Genomic DNA, 18581 nt, shown 5'->3' on the forward strand with positions numbered 1-18581 from the left:
GCCGCTCCCGCGCGAACGCGCGACCAGAAGGCGCACCGCCGCGGTCTGCGGCAGGGGCCCGGCATCCGCTCGGTGCGGTCACGCGGCGGAAGCGGTCACCCGGGTGATCGTCACGACGCGCGGTGCATCGGCGTCGAGCTCGGATGGGTCGAGGTCGTCGTCGCTCCCGACCGGGCGCTCCAGCTCGACGTCCCACCACGAGTCCGCGAGGTCCTCGGCCATGCCGCGTCCCCACTCGATCACGACGACCGAGCGTGCGAGATCCAGGTCGAGATCGTCGAGTTCTGCGCCGGAGCCGAGACGGTAGGCGTCGACATGCACGAGCGGCGCGCGTCCGATGACACTGGGGTGCGTGCGAGCGATCACGAAGGTCGGGCTCTGCACGGGGCCGCGCACGCCGAGTCCCTCGGCGAGCCCCCGCGTGAAGGTCGTCTTGCCCGCACCGAGGGGGCCGGTCAGGATCAGCAGGTCACCCGGCTCGAGGGTCTCGCCAAGGGCGAAGCCGAGCCTCTCCATCTCCTCGCTCGTGGCGACGTCACGCCGGCCGAGCAGAGAAGGATCGACGCTCACGACGCCCTCCGGGGCACCCGCCCGCCGATACGGGTGACGATCTCGTAATTGATCGTGCCCGCGGCATCCGCCCATTCCGTGGCCGAGGGCATGCCGAGGGTGGGGTCGCCGAACAGCACCACCTCGTCGCCGATCGACACCGCCGTGTCTCCGACGTCGACGACGAACTGATCCATCGCGATGCGGCCGACGTTGACGAACCGACGGCCCGCGATCGAGACGGGCAGCTTGCCGGAGGCGCTGCGCGGCACCCCGTCGGCGTACCCCAGGGGCACGAGCACGAGGGTCGTGTCCCGGTCGGTGCGGTGATCGTATCCGTAGGAGACGCCCGTGCCGGCAGGCACCCGGCGCACAGCCGCGATCGATCCGCGCAGCGTCATCGCGGGCCGCAGTCCGAGTTCGGCTGACGAGCGGTCGTCGAAGGGCGAAAGACCGTAGAGGCCGATGCCGATGCGCACGGCGTCGAGGCGCGTCTCGGGGAGGTCGATCGCGGCCGCGGTGGCGGCGATGTGCCGGATCTCGGGACGGATGCCGAATCCCTCGGCGGTCGCGAGACCCTGCTGGAACTTCGCGAGCGCTGCGCGGTCGTCGTCGGGCGAGGCGTTGGACAGGTGGCTGAAGAGACCGACGATGCGCAATCGGCCGATGCGCTCGAGACGCGCGGCCTCGGCGAGCACACGGTTCCAGTCGGCCGGCGGGATGCCGTTGCGCGAGAGACCGGTCTCGAGCTTCAGATGCACGCCGACGGGGCGATCGACCTCAGCGGCTTTCGCGGCCGCCTCGAGCTGGTCGAACGAGGAGATGCCCACCTCGATGTTCTGTGCCGCGGCGGACTCGAACCTCTCCCCAGGGGCGTGCAGCCACGCGACGATCGGCGCCGTGATGCCCTGACGGCGCAGTTCGAGCGCCTCGGGGATCTCTGCGACACCGAGTCGGGTGGCGCCCCCGGCGAGTGCAGCTACCGCGGTCGCGGCGGCACCGTGACCGTAAGCGTTGGCCTTCACGACGGCTATCACCTGCACACCGGTGAGACGCCGGAAGTGGCGGACGTTGTCGCTGATCGCGTCGAGGTCGATCGTCGCCTCTCGGAAAAGGGTCACAGTGGCTCTCCTTCGGCGACGACGAACGCGGCTGCCAATCCGGCGTCGTGGGTCAGAGTCAGATGCAGCTTCGTGATCCGCCTGTCCTGCACGACCTGAGCCGTGCTGCCGCTGAGGACGAAATGGGGCGCGCCGGAGGCCGCCGAGGCGATCTCGATCTCGGCCCAGTGCACGCCGTCGGAGCCCCCGAGAGTCTTGATCAGGGCTTCTTTCGCGGCGTAGCGCGCCGCGAGCGACGGCAGGCGCAGAGTCTGCTCTGCGGGGGTGAACAGCCGCTGGAGCAGCTTCGGGGTCCGCGTGACGGTCCGCTCGAACCGCGGGATGTCCACGAGGTCGATGCCGGTCCCGATGATCACCCGTTCAGCCTACCCGTGGGCCCGGCGATCCCGCCGTACGGTCCGGCCCCTCCGACTCCTGGCCTCCCCATCCCTGTCCCTGGTCCCGTCCCTAATCCCGTCCCGTCTACAGGCTCAGATTCCGTCTGCAGGCCGAAAACCGGGTTCTGGGCCTGCAGACGGAATCTGAGCCGACCAACGGGACGGCCACTTCTCCTCCACAATCGCCCATCCGCTGAATCCATCCACAATCACGTGCTCCGGCATCCGGATGACCAAGCGGATGTCGGATGCTGGTGCGATGCTCACTCCGGCCGGACTCCTCACGAACACCGACGGCGTCGCCCGCACCGCGTGGCTCATGCGCCACGGGTGCACCAAGCGAGAACTGGCGGATGCCGTCACCGCCGGCGCCGTCGCGCGGCTTCGCCGCGGAGTTCTCGCCCTGCCCGACGCCGACCCGAAACTCATCATCGCCGCGCGGCACGGCGGCGCGCTGAGTTGCGCCGATGCCTTGCGCCATCACGGAATCTGGACGCTGCCTCGACCCGATCAGAAGGTGCATGTCTGGCTCGGTGATTCCGGCCGCCTGCATGCGCATCCTCAATGCAAGGCCTTCTGCACGACGCACTTCTCTCCCGGCACGGCGAGACTCGGCTACGCTCCAGTCGTCGTCGCACTCATCCACGCCTTTCGCTGCCTCGATCGCGAAGCGTTCTTCGCCGCGTACGAGTCGGCCTGGAATCAACGAAAGATCTCAGCATCCGATCGCCGCCGGATCCGCAAAGAGCTCCCTGATTCCGCGGGCTGGATGCTGGACCTGGCGCGCCCGGACGCGCAGAGCGGGCTGGAATCGCTGCTGCGGTTCCGGCTGCATCTACTGGGTCTCACGCTCGAGTCACAGGTCAGGATCCCCGGTGTCGGGACTGTGGATTTCGTGATCGACCGGGTGATCCTCGAAGTCGACGGACGCGAGAATCACGCGGGCGCCGAGCGGCGCCACAACGACCTGACTCGCGATGCGAAGTCGTCGGTCCTAGGCTACGAAACGCTGCGTTTCGACTACGCGATGGTTATCTACGAGTGGGATCGCGTAGTCGCGGCGATCCTGGCCGCGCTGGCGCGCTCGATGGCATGACAGCCGTGTCCCGTTTGCAAGCTCAGATTCCGTCTGCAGGCCGAAAACCGGGTTCTGGGCTTGCAGATGGAATCTGAGCCGACCGACGGGACCAGAGGAACCGGAATGTCCAGTCCAACGGAGACGATTCTTACTCGACCGTGACCGACTTCGCGAGGTTGCGGGGCTGGTCGACGTCGAGCCCCTTCGCGGTGGCGAGCGCCATCGCGAAGATCTGCAGCGGCACGACCGACAGCAGCGGCTCGAGCATCGCACCCGCGAGAGGGATGCGGATGACCTCGTCGGCGAACGGCAGAACCGCCACATCGCCCTCTTCGGCCACCACGATCACCCGGGCGCCGCGAGCGCGGATCTCCTGGATGTTCGAGACGACCTTCGAGTGGATCAGCGCGGAGTGCCGCGGCGACGGCAGCAGCACGAACACGGGCTGGCCGGGCTCGATGAGCGCGATCGGACCGTGCTTCAGCTCTCCCGCTGCGAAGCCCTCGGCATGGATGTACGAGATCTCCTTGAGCTTGAGCGCACCCTCGAGCGCGATCGGGAAGCCGACGTGGCGTCCGAGGAACAGCACCGAGCGGGTGTCGGCCATCCAGCCGGCGAGCTGCTCGACGTGCTCCTGCTCGGAGGCGAGCACCTTGGCGATCTTCTCGGGCAGCGCCTGCAGTTCGGCGACATCGGCGGACGCATCGGCCACCGTGCCTCGGACGCGTCCCATGTGCAGGCCCAGCAGCAGCAGCGCGGTGATCTGCGCCGAGAACGCCTTGGTCGAGGCGACGGCCACCTCGGGGCCCGCGTGCGTGTAGACGACGGCATCCGACTCACGGGGAATCGTGGCACCCTGGGTGTTGCAGATCGAGAGCGTGCGTGCGCCGCGCTCGCGTGCGTACTTCACGGCCATCAGCGTGTCCATGGTCTCGCCCGACTGGCTGATCGAGACGACGAGGGTGTCCGCGCCGATCACCGGGTCGCGGTAGCGGAACTCGTGCGCGAGCTCGACGTCGACCGCGACGCGAGCCCACTGCTCGATCGCGTACTTGCCGACGAGGGCGGCGTAGGATGCCGTGCCGCATGCCGTGATGATGATGCGGTTGATGCCGATGAAGAGCTCGTCGAGGCCGTCGAGCTCGGGGATCACGACCTCGCCGTCATGAATGCGTCCGAGGATCGTCTTCGCGACAGCTTCGGGCTGCTCGGCGACCTCCTTGGCCATGAACGACGACCATCCGCCCTTCTCCGCGGCTGCGGCGTCCCAAGACACGTCGAAAGGCTCGGCCTCGACGGGGGTGCCGGCGAAGTCGGTGACGGTGACGGCCTCAGGGGTGATCGACACGATCTGGTCCTGGCCGATGGCAAGAGCCTTGCGGGTGTGCTCGACGAACGCGGCCACGTCGGAGCCGAGGAAGTTCTCGCCCTCGCCGAGACCGATCACGAGCGGCGAGTTGCGGCGGGCGCCGACGACGAGGCCGGGGTGGTCCTGGTGCATGGCGAGCAGCGTGAACGCACCCTCAAGACGGTTCACGACACCGCGGAAGGCGAGCTGCAGATCGCCGCCGTTCTCGCGGTACTCGCGGCCGAGGAGAGCCGCAGCCACCTCGGTGTCGGTCTCGCTGCGGAAGCTCACGCCGGAGGCGAGTAGCTCATCGCGCAGTTCGGCGAAGTTCTCGATGATCCCGTTGTGGATCAGGGCGAGCTTGTCGTCGTCCGCCAGATGCGGATGCGCGTTGACGTCGGTAGGGCCGCCGTGCGTGGCCCAGCGGGTGTGCCCGATGCCGGTGCTCCCGTCGGGCAGAGCCGCCTCGGCGAGCGAATCGCGCAGCATGCTGAGCTTTCCGGCCTTCTTGCGCATACCGAGAGTGCCGTCGCCATCGATGACGGCGACGCCAGCGGAGTCATAGCCGCGGTACTCGAGGCGGGCGAGCCCTGCGAGCAGGATGTCCTGGCTGGGGCGCGGGCCCACGTATCCGACGATTCCACACATAAGTTCAAGGGTAAGCGCGAAGTTTTGGCAGGAGCCCGTACGAATAGTGGATGCCGTGGCACCGCCGACTCGTCAGTGTGTTTCGTCTCGCTTCGCCCACTCAACGACCATCGCCCGCTCAACATCGACCGCCGACGGAGCAACGCGCGCCGCGCACTAATCCGTCGCGTGTCAGAGCTTGCGCAGCAGCACGCTCTCCACAGCGTGGTCGGCGCCCTTGTTGAGCACGAGGCGCGCGCGGTGCTTCGTCGGCATGACGTTCTCGACGAGGTTCGGCATGTTGATCTCGTTCCAGTAGCCCAGCGCCGTCGTGATGGCCTCGGCATCCGTGAGGTGCGCGAACACGTTGAAGTACGAGGTGGGGTTCGAGAACGCGCCCTGCCGCAACGCGAGGAAGCGGTCGACGTACCACTTCTCAATGTGCGCGGTGTCGGCGTCGACGAAGATCGAGAAGTCGAAGAGGTCGCTCACTGCCACGTCGTTCGGCGCCGCCGGTGGCTGCAGCACGTTGAGCCCTTCGACGATCACGACGTCGGGCCGCCGCACGACGACGTGCGCGTCGGGCACGATGTCGTAGCGCATGTGCGAATAGAAGGGCGCTCGCACCTCGGGCGCACCGCTCTTCACCTCGGTGAGGAACTGGATGAGCGATCTTCGGTCGTACGACTCCGGAAAGCCCTTGCGCTCCATGAGGCCGCGGCGCTCGAGCTCGGCGTTCGGATACAGGAACCCGTCGGTGGTCACGAGCTCGACGCGGGGCGTGCCAGGCCAGCGGCTCATCAGCTCGCGCAGCAGACGAGCGATGGTCGATTTGCCCACGGCCACAGACCCGGCGACGCCGACGACGAAGGGAGTGGTCGAATCGTCCTCCTGCAGGAATGACGATGTGGCGGCCCCGAGTCTCTTGGTCGAGGTGGCGTACAGCGAGAGCAGGCGACTCAGCGGCAGATACACTTCGCGCACCTCGGTGAGGTCGAGTCGGTCTCCGATGCCACGGAGCTCGACGACCTCGGTCTCGGTGAGCGGCTGGTCCAGCCCCGCTGCGAGCCGTGCCCATTCCGCCCGGCCGATCTCCCGATAGGGAGACAGCGGGAGCGTGGGGTCGACAGTGGTCACGGCTCAATGGTATCCGCGGCGCAGGTAGTCTCTTTCCCGTGCGTCTGGGAATTCTCGACATCGGCTCGAACACCGTCCACCTCCTGGCCGCGGATGCCCGCCCGGGAGGCCGCCCTCTGGCGACGACCAGCGATCGCACGGTCGTGCGGCTCATGCGCTACCTCACTCCGGAAGGCGCCATCAGCGAAGAAGGCGTGCAGGCGCTGGTCGCAGCGGTCACCCGCGCACGATCGATGGCGGAGGCCGAGCGCGTCGACACCCTGCTCGCCACGGCGACGAGCGCGGTGCGCGAAGCCCTCAACGGCGACGACGTGATCGCCCGCATCGAGTCGGCACTCGGACAGCCCCTGCAGGTGCTGACCGGCGAGCAGGAGGCGGAGCTGACGTTCCTCGCGGTGCGCCGATGGTTCGGATGGGATGCCGGGCGCATACTGCTCTTCGACATCGGCGGCGGCTCGTTCGAGTTCGCGGCGGGGGCAGACGAGGTGCCCGAGGTCGCGGCATCCGTGCCTCTGGGTGCCGGTCGCATGACGGTGCAGTTCATGCCGGACGACCCGCCCGGCGAGGATGCCGCAGCTCAGCTCCGCGCGCATGCCGAGACGGTGCTCGCTCCCGTGGCTGAGAGGATCATGGCCCTCCCCCGCCCCGACCACGTCATCGGGTCGTCGAAGGCGATCCGCTCGCTCGCGAACCTCGCCGGCCGCGAGGTGACGGGTCTCGGCTTCGACCGCACCGTGTTGTCGCGCTCGTCGCTCGGGTCGTGGATTCCGCGGCTCGCGCGGATTCCGGCATCCGCTCGTCAGGAGCTGCCTGGAATCACCGCCGACCGGGCGCTGCAGATCGTCGCGGCCGCCGTCTCGCTGCACACCGCCATGACGATGCTGAAGATCGACGAACTCGAGGTGTCGCCGTGGGCGCTGCGCGAAGGTGTGCTGCTGCGCTACACCGAGCAGCTCAGCTGGAGCGGTCGGGCCTGACCCGGCTGCCGAACGCTCAGCGCCACCACTCCGCGAGCGACTCCGCCAGTACGCGTCCCTGATCGAACCCGGCTCGGGCCGCCTCTGCGCGCAACGCGAGGTCCATGGCGGTGGCGCCCTGCATCCGCTCGGTCCCCTCACCCGGGAACACCGTCTCGACCCTGCTGCCGGCGGCCCGCAGCTCGGCCACCTGGGCCGCAAGATCGGTGCCCCACGAGAGCGGATGCCGGGTGCGCCCGCCGAACGGCGACAGCACCAGCACCCGGTCGGCCCCGGCAGTCAGATCGGCGTTCTCGTTGCGCCGGTATCCGCCGTCGATGTACCGCTCGTCGCCGATCGCGTAGGCGAAGCCGCTCGAGCAGCTCGCGGCGACGGCGTCGACGAGATCCACGCCGCTGTCGCGATCGAACACGACCGGCTCACCCGTGCGCGCGTCGACCGCTGTGATCCTGAGCCGGCGTTCCGGCCACTCCGTCTCCGGCAGGCGCCGGGAGACGATGCCGCGCCAATGCGCGGACTTCTCTCCGTCGGGGTCGAGGGCGATGGCGGCGGCGCCCATCCGGCGCCGCATGTCCGCAGCATCCGCCGCCTCCGCGATGATCGCGGCTGTGCGCGCCATGTTGTCGGCCGCAGCCTGCGTGTGCACGGGCCCGACCCGTGCCGGAACGGGGGCCAGAGACGCTTCGTACAGCTCTGTGGGCGGCACGGCCGCCAGCTGCGCGGCCGAGGTCGCGCCGGCGGAGGTGCCGATCACCAGGTCGGAGTCGGTCACATCGAGGCCGCCGTGGAGCAGGCCCGCCGCCACGCCGATCATCCACGCGTTGCCGGTGGATCCTCCGCCGGCCAGGACGAGTGCGGTGCGAGTCATGGTGACATCCTCTCGCACCCGGGACGGAGAAAGCGGGCGGATGCCGTGACAGCATCCGCCCGCTTCGAATGTTCTCTCAGAGCGCCAGGCGCTCGCGCACGACGTCGGCCAGACGAGTGGCATAGGTCTGCACCGACTCGGCATCCGCCGCTTCGACCATGACCCGCACCAGGGGTTCGGTGCCCGACTTGCGCAGCAGCACGCGTCCGGTGTCGCCCAGTTCGGCCTCCACCTCGCGCACCGCGGCCTGCACGACCTCGTCGCCTTCGAGCGCGTCTCTGTCGACACCGCGGACGTTGATCAGCACCTGAGGGTAGACCGTCATGACGCTCGCGAGCTCGGCTGCGGTCTTCTTCTGCCGCGCCATCTCGCTCACCAGGTGCAGGCCGGTCAACAGACCGTCGCCGGTGGTGGCGAACTCGCTCATGATCACGTGACCCGACTGCTCGCCGCCGAGCGCGTAGCCGCCGGCATTCATGTCTTCGAGCACGTAGCGGTCGCCGACAGCGGTCTGCCGAACAGTGATGCCGTGCTCGCGCATCGCGACATGCAGGCCGAGGTTGCTCATGACGGTGGCGACGAGGGTGTCGTCGGTCAGGTGACCGCGCTCCTTCATCGACACGGCGAGGATCGCCATGATCTGATCGCCGTCGATGATCTTGCCCTCTGCGTCGACTGCCAGGCAGCGGTCGGCGTCGCCGTCGTGGGCGATGCCGATGTCCGCGCCGAGGCGCACGACCGCTTCGGCCAGCTTGTCGAGATGGGTCGAGCCGACGCCGTCGTTGATGTTCCAGCCGTCGGGATCGGCGCCGATCACGGTGACGTCGGCTCCCGCGTCCTTGAACGTCTCGGGAGAGACGCCGGACGCCGCGCCGTTCGCGCAGTCGAGGACGACCTTGATGCCGTCGAGCGGATGCGGAATCGAGCCGAGCAGATGCACGACGTAGCGGTCTTCGGCGTCGGCGAAGCGGATGATCCGGCCCACGCTCGCGCCGGTCGGGCGGAGCTTCTCGCCGGCCATCGCGGCCTCGATTCGCTCTTCGACGACGTCGGGCAGCTTGACTCCGCCGCGGGCGAAGATCTTGATGCCGTTGTCGGGAGCAGCGTTGTGCGATGCGGAGATCATGACACCGAAGTCGGCATCACGATCGGCGATGAGGAAGGCGAGCGCCGGCGTCGGGATGACGCCGGCTTCGAGCACGTCCACACCGGAGGAGGCGAGTCCCGCCGCGACGGCTGCTTCGAGGAAGTGGCCGGAGACGCGAGGGTCTCGTGCCACGACTGCGGTGAGTCGCTTGCCAGCGGCTTTGCGAGCCTCCGCAGTACGGCCCTGGCCCAGGACGACAGCAGTCGCCTGGGCCAGGGTGAGCGCCAGATCGGCGGTGAGGGTGCCATTGGCAAGCCCTCGCACGCCGTCCGTGCCAAAGATCGGCATCGGTCGGTGAGACCTTAGCGCTTCGAGTACTGAGGCGCCTTACGGGCCTTCTTGAGACCGGCCTTCTTGCGCTCCTTGACGCGAGCGTCGCGCGACAGGAAGCCGGCCTTCTTCAGGGTCGGACGGTTGTTCTCCGCGTCGATCTCGTTCAGCGCGCGAGCGATGCCGAGACGCAGTGCGCCGGCCTGACCCGAGGGGCCGCCACCGGAGATGCGCGCGATGACGTCGTAGCCGCCGGCGAGGTTGAGCACCGTGAACGGGTCGTTGATCAGCTGCTGGTGCAGCTTGTTCGGGAAGTAGTCCTCGAGCGTGCGGCCGTTGACCGTGATGGTGCCCGAGCCGGGGATCAGACGCACGCGGGCGATGGCCTGCTTGCGACGGCCCACAGCGGCACCCGGGACGCTGAGCACGGGGCGGGGAGCCACCTCGACTGCTTCGGTCTCGGGAGTCGACGTCGAGAAGTTCTGGGGGGTTTCGGTGGTGTCCTGGATGTCAGCCACGAGTATGTCCTTAAGTCCTTTAGGTCCGGCGCTTACTGGGCGACCTGGTCGAGGGTGTACGTCTGCGGCTGCTGAGCGGCGTGCGGGTGCTCGGCACCGACGTACACCTTGAGCTTCGTCAGCTGCTGGCGGCCGATGCTGTTCTTGGGGAGCATGCCACGGATGGCCTTCTCCACAGCGCGGACCGGGTTCTTCTCGAGGAGCTCGGCGTAGGTGACCGACTTCAGACCGCCCGGGTAACCCGAGTGGCGGTAGGCCAGCTTCTTCTGGAGCTTCTGACCGGTGAGCGCGACCTTGTCGGCGTTCACGATGATGACGAAGTCACCCGAGTCGATGTGGTTGGCGAAGGTCGGCTTGTGCTTGCCACGCAGGAGCGCGGCGGCGTGCGAAGCGAGACGGCCGAGAACGACGTCGGTTGCGTCGATGACGACCCAGTCACGCTGGACCTCGCCGGCCTTCGGGGTGTAAGTGCGCGTCACGATAGTGCTGCTTTCTTGTTCGAACGGAGAAGTTCGTGAATCCCACTCCGGGGTGGTTCCCTGTGGCCTGCGGACAGGACTTCGGGGAACACGCCAGTGGAGGGCTCACGTTCGCGGCACTCGGCAGTCGAGTACCAAAGTGACAGCTTACGCCATGGGAGCAGGGTTTTGCGAATCGGGGCGGACGCTCTCTGCGGCATCCGCCCCGGGCGGGACTCAGCCGATGTCCGCTCGCTCCCCGGGCTCGAGCACCTGCAGGCGATCCGCACGATCGGCGTGCGCGAACATGCCGATCAGGCGCTCGCGCGTCTCCGAGAAGTGGAACCACCCTTCGGCGTGAACCGGGACGATGACGGCATCCCCCAGCACCTCTGCAGCCTCGAGCGCCGTGCGCGCGTTGAGGGTCAGGTCGCTGTCACCGAAGCGTCCGACGTTGGCCGCACCCGCGAACAGCACCGCGATGTCGATGTCGGGGAACCGCTCGGCGATCTCGCGGACCAGGTCGACCGAGGCGTTGTCTCCCGAGACGTACACGGTCGGATGCGCGTCGGCTTCGAGGACGAACCCCGTCACGGCGCCGCTCAGCGCTTCGGCCCCCTCCGGGCCGTGCAGCGCGGGGACGGCGGTGATGACCGCATCTCCGACTCGATGCTGCTGCCACGGCACGAGTCCGGTCGCATGTGCGATCCTCTCGGCGGATTCGATCGTCGTCAGCACCTGCGGCACGACGGCGAGCAGCGCACGACCGGTTTCGTCGAGGTTGTCGGCGTGCTGTTCGTGCGACAGGAGGACGACGTCGATCTCTCCTAGTGCGGATGCGGGGACGGCCGGTCCGGCCAGCTTGTAGAGCGTCGCGCCGCCGGGGTAGACGCCGGGCTCGTCGAAGGTGGGGTCGGTGAGGATCGACAGTCCGGCGTACGTGAAGTGGAGCGTCGGGCCGCCGACGAGAAGTGCGGAGATGCGTGTCATGGCTTCAGTCTTCGGCATCCGTCGTTCACGATCCAGTGGCCTGAAGGCATCTATTCGATAAGATCAGGCCATGAGTCGTTCGCGCCCTGGCGGGAGGGTCGCCGTTCTGGCCTTCCCGCACATCAGCCCCTTCCACCTGTCGGTGCCGACGCTCGTGTTCGGCGGGGCGGGACTCGACAGCGTCGACGGGCTCTACGACGTCACGGTGTGCGCCGAGCATCCGGGTTCGATGCCCACCGGCGCCGGCTACTCGATTCAGGTGGATGCCGGGCTCGACGCGATGACGACCGCGGACCTCATCGTGATCCCGAGCTGGCGGAACGGCATGACGCCCTCCGAACAGCTGCTCGACGCGGTTCGCACAGCGCATGCCCGCGGCGCCCGGATCGTCGGCCTGTGTCTCGGAACGTTCGTCGTCTCGGCATCCGGAGTGGCTGACGGACGCGAGGTCTCCACCCACTGGGCCGCCGCATCGCGACTGGCATCCGAGCAGCCGCAGGTCGGTGTGCGCGACGACGTGCTGTGGACCGACCTCGGCGATGTGATCACGTCCGCCGGAGCGGCGGCCGCACTCGACTGCTGCCTGCACATCGTCCGCTCCGATCACGGCAGCGTCGCCGCTGCGGCACTCGCCCGCGCGCTCGTGCTCGCTCCGCATCGCACCGGCTCACAGGCGCAGTACATCCCGGCGCCGGTGGTCGCCGCATCCGCTGACGATCCGATCGGGCGTGCGATGCTCTGTGCCCGCGCCGACCTCGCGGGCTCCTTCGACGTCGACGACTGGGCGGGATCGGTTCATCTGTCGCGCCGCACCTTCACTCGACGGTTCCGCGAGCGCACCGGGACCAGTCCGCAGCAGTGGCTGCTGGACCAGCGGGTCGAGGCCGCTCGCGCGATGCTCGAGAGCTCCGACGCGTCGGTCGAGCGCATCGCGGAACTCGCGGGTTTCGGCAGCGCGGTGTCGCTGCGACTGCACTTCCGGCAGCGTCTGGGCGTGAGCCCCGCCGCGCACCGCGCGGCGTTCCGTGTAGGCGCCGCATGACGAAGGCGCCGCCCGACGTCCGTACGGCAGCTGACCGGATCAGTCGAACCTGGCCGTGACGAGGATCGGCCGGTGATCACTCGATCCCTGCGGAAGAGTGGTCACCCGCTCGATCTCGAACCCGGTCGACGTCGCGAAGTCGTAGTGCCCGCGGAAGACCCGATACCGCGTGTAGGTGTGATCGTCGCTGAGGGTGAGCGCGTACCCGTGCTCCCTGATCGCGTGGCCGAGGTTCTCCTTGAAGACCGGATAGTTGTAGTCCCCCACCATGAGCTGGGGCAATCCTGGCCCGAGCGCCGACAGCTGTGTGAGCGCGGCGCGGATCTGGTGCCGACGCAGTGAGTTCAGTGCGGTGAGCGGGGCGGCGTGGAAAGAGGCCACGATGAGTTCGCGCCCCTCGTCGATGTCGTGCAGTCGGGCTCCGAGGACGCGCTCATGCGCCGGTTTCGCGATGCGATCGTGAAGCGACTTCTTCAGTTCGATGGCCTTGACTGCGAGCACCCGGTAGGTGCTCGCACGGTAGTACAGCGCGAGCCCGAGCCGGTTGCCCTGCGTGGCCTCGGCGAGAGCGAGGTCGCCGATCTGCTCGGGGAGCCCCGCCACGTCGCACTCCTGCAGGCACAGGAGATCGGGGTCGTGCGCGCGGACCAGTTCGACGAGCTCTCCGGCCGCGCGGTGCTTCTGCAGGTTGTAGGAGATGACCTTCATGACGGATTCACGCTACTCGCGGATGCTGTGCGACGGCGTGGAATCATTCGTCATATCCCCAGCGGACGCCGAGCACGCCAGGGCCGAATCCGTGTCTGGCGAGGTGGACCGCTCCGCTCTTCACCGACAGCATCGTCGAGACGTAGTCCTCTTCGGTCTCGGCGTACGACTCGCACCACGCCGGGAGCGCGTCGGGATGGAAATGCACCCAGATCAGTGATTCCCGCGCGGCGCGGGCGGTCGCGTGCCATGCGGACTGTTTCCGTGGATAGCCCCGGGGGAAGGTCTCGGTGAACTCGAACAGCGTCGTTCCGCCGGTCGAGATCGGCTCATCGAGCGCGATCACGACCCCCGAGAGAAGTCTGCCCGGATGCAGGTACTCGCGATCGAGCCGCCCGCCCTTGACGTCGGAGATCACCGGCATCTCGTCCGTCTCGACGGGCGCAGCATCGATCAGAGGCACCTCGCTCAGCACCCCTTTGGTCGACTGCACGAGCGCCCTCGTCACGACGCGTTCCACCGTGCCGCCGATCCCGACGTGCACGGTCATCTGCGTCGACAGATCTCGCAGCGCGTCCTGCGGAGCAGCCCTCAGCGCGGCCAGAGTCTCGTCGGCCTCGCGCTGCACGCGCTCCTCGTCGAAAGGCAGCCGCGGCGGCGCGACGGTCCCGAGCCGCGACGAAGGACCGAGCTGGCTCGTCAGATGCCCCCGGTCGAGTCCGAGGCGATCCTCGATACCCTCGACGACGCTGAGCGAGTGCGCTCCCTCGGGATGCCGGTCGCCCGAGCGCCAGTAGCTCAGAGTCGCCATCGACACGGGGTTGCCGTCTTCCTTGAGCTGGCTGTGCAGCCCGGAGAGACTGACGCCGCGCTCCGAGATCGCCATCCGCAGCGCGGCCGCGAAAGCAGACGAACCGCCCATCACAGTTCTCCCTCCCGCTCCGTGAACACGCACTCGTTAGAGTCAGCATACGGATCGCCGATGCCTCCCCCTATGGCGAATCGCACCGCCGTAACGACTGGGGTCGCGTCGCGGATCACGTCGGGGTCGCTCTTGTGGGGAGAGCGACCGCGACGAACCTTCGGGCGCAGGTCATGCCCGAAGCGCTCCCGCCCAGGAGCCCCGGATCTCCGGCAGCGGCGGGCTAAGACCGCCGCCTGCGCCGATGGATCTTCCCCTCCGGCCGCTTCGCCCTGTCCCCCGCCCGAGCGACGTCACCGGGCGCCAGCACGTCGCGGATCGCCTGGCGCTCCCGTCTGCTGCGCGGAGCGTCCGTCCATGCGACCAAGAAGCCGATGAGCAGCAGCACTCCGCCGATCCCGAGAAGCGCCCGGCCGTCGACGATCTCGGCATCCGCCCAGAGCACACCCCACCCGAATATCAACACGATCGTTCCCGTGCCGCAGAGCCCGCGCCCGGCGCGCACCGCGGCACGCCGTTCGACGAGCAGAGGAGCGACGCACGAGACGTCGATCCGTCGCGGCGCCCCGTCGCTCACCCATCGGGACAGCGCGATCTCGCGCACGAACTGCACTGCGATGCTGCCCATCCACGCGACGGCCCCGACGGTCGCGCACGCCAGGATCGCGATGCCGCTGGCCAGGCTCAGCACGTCGATCCCGGTCTCCACCGGATCGCTCCAGTACACGGGTTCGCAGTTTCGGCACTGCTGGCGCAGGAACACAGACAGCATGAAGGCACCCAGAGAAGCAAGCGTCGCACTGAGCAAGACCATAGCCAGGCGGTTCATCAGTTTCGCGCTCGGAGATGTCAGCCACCGTGGCACCAGCTCCTCGGGCGCCGCCTCGCGCCGCATCCGATCGGATCGATCGGCCAGCGGAACATCTCTCTTCCAGCCCGACCGCATCGCGGCGCCGCGATCGTGAGCGCGGTCGACTCCGCGTCGGCCGGTCACACGCAGTGCATAGGCGACCAGCGCGAGCGCCGCACAGCCGCCGATCGCGATCCAGGTCTCGACGTCACCGCGCAGGTCTTCGTCGAAGGCTGCGGCGAGCGCGAAGAACGCGCCCACCCCCGCAACGCACCAGAAGATCACCGTCCCTGTCGTCTTCATGAGCGCGAACGGCGACGTCGTCAACTTGAGTCGGAACTGACTCGGCGGGACGGCATCGCTCGGCAGCCGTTCCACGGCGCGCAGCGCCGCGATCCTCTCGGCGACGAAGACCAGCGGCACGCCGACGCCGAGCACCGCCGCGACCACGAGGAAAACGCCCATGCCGGCCCGGAAGATCGGGTCGAGGTCGAGTCCCGCATAGAGAGACCAGAGCGCCTCTTCCCCCACGATGCCCGCGATCAGGATGCCGAGAAAGGCGTACAGGGCACCCGCGCTGGCGCCGGTGCACGCATCGGCGAGCGCGCGCCAGAACGCCCAACCTGGCGAGGACACTTCGACGAAGGACGCGCCCATCAGCCGTCGATCGACCGCCGCGCGCGAGTCTGCTCAGCCCGCGCCGAGAGCAGTTCGTCGGCCGGATACCCCACCTCGGTGAGGGTGAGCCCTCGCGCGGCGAGCACCTTGAACTCGCTCGTCCTCGTGAGCGCATCGCGCAGCGTCACGACATCGGCGACATCGAGCCGCCCCTCGCCGACGGCGACGCAGGCGCCGACGAGAGCGCGCACCATGCTGTGGCAGAAGGCGTCGGCCTTGAGCTCCGCGACGAGGATCCCCTCGGCGTCGCGCTCCCAGCGGTACTCGAGAAGAGTGCGGATGGTCGTTGCCTCTTCACGGGGCTTGCAGTAGGCGGCGAAGTCGTGGAGTCCGATGAGCGTCTGCGCGGCGGCATCCATCCTCGCGACGTCCAGAGCGCCGCGATGCGTCGTCGTGTTCGCGCGTCGCAGCGGGTCGTAGCCTGCGACATCGTCGGCGAGCCGATAGCGATACCGACGCCACACGGCCGAGAAGCGGGCGTCGAACCCTTCGGGAGCGATCGATGTGCGGGCGACCGTCGCGTCCTGGTATGCGCCGAGCACCCCGCGCATGCGACCGGCGAGGGAGCCTGCCGGATCGTGAGCGGCGCGACCGTGTCGCGCCTCGACACGACCCCACTGCTCCTCGTCGAGATCGACATGAGCGACCTGGCCCGCAGCGTGCACGCCGGCATCCGTTCTCCCCGCCACCACGAGCTGCACATCAGAACCGACGATGCGGGCGAGCGCCTCTTCGAGCGTCCCCTGCACGGTGCGCAGCCCCGGCTGCTTCGCCCATCCGCGGAAATGGGTGCCGTCATAAGCGATGTCGAGCCGGATGCGCACGCATCAAGACTAGGACAGTCGCTCGACCAGGATGCCGTCCTCATCGCTGTACAGGTGGGCGCCCACCGCGAAGTCGACTCCGCCGAACGACACCGTGACGTCGGCCTCCCCCGTGGCGAGCTTCGTGCTCTTGCGCGGGTTGGTCCCCAGCGCTTTCACGCCGAGATCGAGCCCGTCGATCGCGACGCTGTCGCGGATCGCCCCGTTGATGACCACGCCGGCCCAGCCGTTCTCGACCGCGAGGGCGGCGATCATGTCGCCCATGAGCGCACGGTTCAATGAGCCTCCCCCGTCGACGACCAGCACGGCGCCCTCCCCCGGTGTCGACAGCACCGACTTCAACAGTGCGTTGTCCTCGTGGCAGCGCACGGTGCGGATCTTCCCGTCGAAGGCCCGGCGCAGCCCGAATGAACGCAATTGCAGCGGCAGCGACTGGAGGCTCTCTTCGAGTTCGTCGTACAGATCGGCAGTGGCTATCGCCATCAGATGCCACCGTCGATCGAACGGGGGAATTCGGATACGTCTTCGGGCACCATGACCTCCGTGTCCATGTTCAGGCTCTCCCCGGCGAAGAACCGCTTCGACCGCGGGAAAAGGTACCAGAGGAACATCAGCACCAGGCCGACGGCGAGCGATCCGATCCCCACGACGAACGTGCCGCCGATGCCGAACAGCACGGTGTAGCCGTAGTCGACGTCCCACATGTCGATCGCCGACTGCACGAAGGCCCCCGCGAGCATGAGTCCGCCCAGCAACGGGAAGATGCCCTTGAAGAACAGGTCGCGAGCCGACTTCGCGAGGTCCTTGCGGAAGTACCAGACGCAGGCGAAACCGGTGATGGAGTAGTAGAAGGCGATGGCCAGGCCCAGCGACAGGATCGAGTCCTGCAGGATGTTGTCACTGATCAAGGTCATGCCGACGTAGTACGCGACCGCGACGACGCCCATCACGATGGTGGAGAACGACGGCGTCTTGTACACGGGGTGCACGTCTTTGAACTTCGCCGGGAGCGCGCGGTAGACGCCCATGGCGAGCGTGCCGCGCGCAGTCGGCAGGATCGTGGTCTGCGTCGACGAGACCGCAGAGATGATGACGGCGACCACGAGCACCCAGCCGAACGGGCCGAGCAGCCCGTCTTTGATGGCGAGGAAGAAGTCGTCCGCGTGCTCTTCGTTGCCGAGGCCCGTTCCGGTCTCGCCGAGACCGGCGTACATCATCGCCGCGATCGTCACTGCGACATACGTGAACAGCAGGATGACGCAGGTCAGCAGCGCCGCACGACCCGGAATGCGCTTGGGGTCCTTGGTCTCCTCGTTCAGCGCGAGGCAGGTGTCCCAGCCCCAGTAGATGAACAGAGCCAGCAGGATCGCCTCGGTGAACCCCGACCATGAGGTGAAGGCGAACGGGTTCATCCACTCCCACGAGAACTCGATGGAGTTCGGGGCGTTGCCGCTCGCGATCTGCCAGAACACCGCCACGATGAACACGACCAGGGCGAGGTACTGGATGCCGAGCAGGACGTTCTGGATGCGCTCGCCGATCTCGACGCCGCGCCAGCTCACCCAGGTCATCGCGGCGATGAAGACGACGGCGACGAGGATGACGCGCCAGTCGTTGTTCTCGAGATCCTGCCCGATCAGCGACCAGAAGTACACCGAGGCGATCTGCGCGAGGTTGGCCAGGACGACCATGCCGGCGACGGCGACTCCCCAGCCGCCCATCCAGCCGACCCACGGACCGAACGCTTTGGTGCCCCAGGTGAAGGTGGTGCCGCAGTCGGGCACCGCATTGTTGAGTTCGCGATAGGCGAAGGCGATCAGGAGCATCGGCACGAAGGCGAGGACGAACGCGATCGGCGCCTGCGCCCCGACCGCGATGACCACCCAGCCGAGGGATGCGACCAGCGAGTACACGGGTGCGGTGGACGCCAATCCGATGACGGTCGATCCCCAGAGCCCCAGTGTTCCAGCTGCCAGCCCCTTGCCGTCGGGTCGTTCAAGGTGAATTGGCGTCGTTGACATGAACAGAACAGTATGCCGACCACGTTTCTCGCGTCAAGCGGCCGGAGACAACAACGGATTACATATCTGTT

Annotated in this window: 19 protein-coding genes; 3 read left to right on the plus strand and 16 right to left on the minus strand. The window is 68.0% G+C overall.

Annotated elements, in window-relative coordinates:
• Positions 1-78: 78 nt before the first annotated feature.
• The 3 genes from tsaE to ACI3KT_RS16310 are packed head-to-tail and all read right to left on the minus strand — an operon-like array spanning position 79 to position 2026.
• On the minus strand, positions 79-570 hold the full coding sequence (gene tsaE / locus ACI3KT_RS16300; RefSeq protein WP_404905582.1) for a tRNA (adenosine(37)-N6)-threonylcarbamoyltransferase complex ATPase subunit type 1 TsaE: 492 nt from the start codon (positions 568-570) through the stop codon (positions 79-81).
• A complete protein-coding gene (alr, locus tag ACI3KT_RS16305) occupies positions 567-1670 on the minus strand; it encodes an alanine racemase (RefSeq protein ID WP_404905583.1) in 1104 nt (367 codons plus the stop codon). Before alr ends, tsaE begins: the two co-directional genes overlap by 4 nt.
• A complete protein-coding gene (locus tag ACI3KT_RS16310) occupies positions 1667-2026 on the minus strand; it encodes a holo-ACP synthase (RefSeq protein ID WP_292905591.1) in 360 nt (119 codons plus the stop codon). Before ACI3KT_RS16310 ends, alr begins: the two co-directional genes overlap by 4 nt.
• Positions 2027-2276: 250 nt before the next feature.
• On the opposite strand from ACI3KT_RS16310, the gene ACI3KT_RS16315 reads away from it, so the two are divergent.
• Positions 2277-3143: a DUF559 domain-containing protein gene (locus ACI3KT_RS16315; protein WP_404905584.1), complete on the plus strand. Its 867-nt coding sequence runs from the start codon at positions 2277-2279 to the stop codon at positions 3141-3143.
• A 130-nt stretch (positions 3144-3273) separates the two neighbouring features.
• On the opposite strand, the gene glmS is transcribed toward ACI3KT_RS16315, so the two are convergent.
• Complete coding sequence (gene glmS, locus ACI3KT_RS16320) at positions 3274-5121, minus strand: glutamine--fructose-6-phosphate transaminase (isomerizing) (protein ID WP_404905585.1); 1848 nt, start codon at positions 5119-5121, stop codon at positions 3274-3276.
• 171 nt (positions 5122-5292) lie between these two features.
• Positions 5293-6237, minus strand: coding sequence for a type I pantothenate kinase (gene coaA / locus ACI3KT_RS16325; protein ID WP_292905597.1), 945 nt, complete (start codon positions 6235-6237; stop codon positions 5293-5295).
• Between the two features lie 38 nt (positions 6238-6275).
• Here coaA and ACI3KT_RS16330 point away from each other — a divergent pair, with 38 nt between their 5' ends.
• Positions 6276-7214, plus strand: a complete 939-nt coding sequence (locus ACI3KT_RS16330) for a Ppx/GppA phosphatase family protein (protein ID WP_404905586.1) — start codon at positions 6276-6278, stop codon at positions 7212-7214.
• Positions 7215-7230: 16 nt separating this feature from the next.
• On the opposite strand, the gene ACI3KT_RS16335 is transcribed toward ACI3KT_RS16330, so the two are convergent.
• The 5 genes from ACI3KT_RS16335 to ACI3KT_RS16355 form a co-directional block, all read right to left on the minus strand.
• Positions 7231-8082, minus strand: coding sequence for a patatin-like phospholipase family protein (locus ACI3KT_RS16335; RefSeq protein ID WP_404905587.1), 852 nt, complete (start codon positions 8080-8082; stop codon positions 7231-7233).
• Positions 8083-8158: 76 nt separating this feature from the next.
• Complete coding sequence (gene glmM, locus ACI3KT_RS16340) at positions 8159-9517, minus strand: phosphoglucosamine mutase (RefSeq protein ID WP_292905621.1); 1359 nt, start codon at positions 9515-9517, stop codon at positions 8159-8161.
• Positions 9518-9531: 14 nt separating this feature from the next.
• Entirely contained in the window at positions 9532-10017 is a 486-nt protein-coding gene (gene rpsI / locus ACI3KT_RS16345; protein WP_292905623.1) for a 30S ribosomal protein S9, read from the minus strand.
• Between the two features lie 32 nt (positions 10018-10049).
• Positions 10050-10496 (minus strand): 50S ribosomal protein L13, encoded by a 447-nt coding sequence (gene rplM / locus ACI3KT_RS16350; protein ID WP_292905625.1) that lies wholly within the window; start codon positions 10494-10496, stop codon positions 10050-10052.
• A 216-nt stretch (positions 10497-10712) separates the two neighbouring features.
• The gene (locus ACI3KT_RS16355; protein WP_404905588.1) at positions 10713-11465 is read right to left on the minus strand and encodes an MBL fold metallo-hydrolase; all 753 of its coding nucleotides are present in this window, start codon (positions 11463-11465) and stop codon (positions 10713-10715) included.
• Between the two features lie 70 nt (positions 11466-11535).
• On the opposite strand from ACI3KT_RS16355, the gene ACI3KT_RS16360 reads away from it, so the two are divergent.
• Positions 11536-12507 carry a GlxA family transcriptional regulator gene (locus ACI3KT_RS16360; protein ID WP_404905589.1) on the plus strand — a complete coding sequence of 324 codons (972 nt, stop codon included), beginning with the start codon at positions 11536-11538 and terminating at the stop codon, positions 12505-12507.
• Positions 12508-12546: 39 nt separating this feature from the next.
• Here the strand turns inward: ACI3KT_RS16360 and ACI3KT_RS16365 are convergent, their stop codons facing one another.
• From ACI3KT_RS16365 to ACI3KT_RS16390, 6 genes are all read right to left on the minus strand, one after another.
• Entirely contained in the window at positions 12547-13215 is a 669-nt protein-coding gene (locus tag ACI3KT_RS16365) for an endonuclease/exonuclease/phosphatase family protein (protein ID WP_307295130.1), read from the minus strand.
• A 43-nt stretch (positions 13216-13258) separates the two neighbouring features.
• Positions 13259-14137: a hypothetical protein gene (locus tag ACI3KT_RS16370; protein WP_404905590.1), complete on the minus strand. Its 879-nt coding sequence runs from the start codon at positions 14135-14137 to the stop codon at positions 13259-13261.
• Between the two features lie 223 nt (positions 14138-14360).
• A complete protein-coding gene (locus tag ACI3KT_RS16375; RefSeq protein WP_404905591.1) occupies positions 14361-15644 on the minus strand; it encodes a hypothetical protein in 1284 nt (427 codons plus the stop codon).
• On the minus strand, positions 15644-16489 hold the full coding sequence (gene truA, locus ACI3KT_RS16380) for a tRNA pseudouridine(38-40) synthase TruA (protein ID WP_292905636.1): 846 nt from the start codon (positions 16487-16489) through the stop codon (positions 15644-15646). The genes ACI3KT_RS16375 and truA overlap by 1 nt, the downstream gene beginning before the upstream one ends.
• A 9-nt stretch (positions 16490-16498) precedes the next feature.
• A complete protein-coding gene (gene rraA / locus ACI3KT_RS16385; protein WP_292905638.1) occupies positions 16499-16972 on the minus strand; it encodes a ribonuclease E activity regulator RraA in 474 nt (157 codons plus the stop codon).
• A complete protein-coding gene (locus ACI3KT_RS16390; RefSeq protein WP_404905592.1) occupies positions 16972-18510 on the minus strand; it encodes an APC family permease in 1539 nt (512 codons plus the stop codon). The genes rraA and ACI3KT_RS16390 overlap by 1 nt, the downstream gene beginning before the upstream one ends.
• Positions 18511-18581: the final 71 nt, after the last annotated feature.

The sequence above is a fragment of the Microbacterium sp. ZW T6_19 genome (assembly GCF_044987465.1).
Classification (GTDB): Bacteria; Actinomycetota; Actinomycetes; order Actinomycetales; family Microbacteriaceae; genus Microbacterium; species Microbacterium natoriense_A.

Coding starts and splice junctions, on each gene's coding strand:
- ACI3KT_RS16375 (WP_404905591.1), bottom strand. CDS start 15,644: ATGGGCGCGTCCTTCGTCGAAGTGTCCTCGCCAGGTTGGGCGTTCTGG.
- rraA (WP_292905638.1), bottom strand. CDS start 16,972: ATGGCGATAGCCACTGCCGATCTGTACGACGAACTCGAAGAGAGCCTC.
- ACI3KT_RS16370 (WP_404905590.1), bottom strand. CDS start 14,137: ATGGGCGGTTCGTCTGCTTTCGCGGCCGCGCTGCGGATGGCGATCTCG.
- ACI3KT_RS16360 (WP_404905589.1), top strand. CDS start 11,536: ATGAGTCGTTCGCGCCCTGGCGGGAGGGTCGCCGTTCTGGCCTTCCCG.
- ACI3KT_RS16335 (WP_404905587.1), bottom strand. CDS start 8,082: ATGACTCGCACCGCACTCGTCCTGGCCGGCGGAGGATCCACCGGCAAC.
- glmS (WP_404905585.1), bottom strand. CDS start 5,121: ATGTGTGGAATCGTCGGATACGTGGGCCCGCGCCCCAGCCAGGACATC.
- ACI3KT_RS16390 (WP_404905592.1), bottom strand. CDS start 18,510: ATGTCAACGACGCCAATTCACCTTGAACGACCCGACGGCAAGGGGCTG.
- ACI3KT_RS16365 (WP_307295130.1), bottom strand. CDS start 13,215: ATGAAGGTCATCTCCTACAACCTGCAGAAGCACCGCGCGGCCGGAGAG.
- glmM (WP_292905621.1), bottom strand. CDS start 9,517: ATGCCGATCTTTGGCACGGACGGCGTGCGAGGGCTTGCCAATGGCACC.
- ACI3KT_RS16355 (WP_404905588.1), bottom strand. CDS start 11,465: ATGACACGCATCTCCGCACTTCTCGTCGGCGGCCCGACGCTCCACTTC.
- ACI3KT_RS16315 (WP_404905584.1), top strand. CDS start 2,277: ATGACCAAGCGGATGTCGGATGCTGGTGCGATGCTCACTCCGGCCGGA.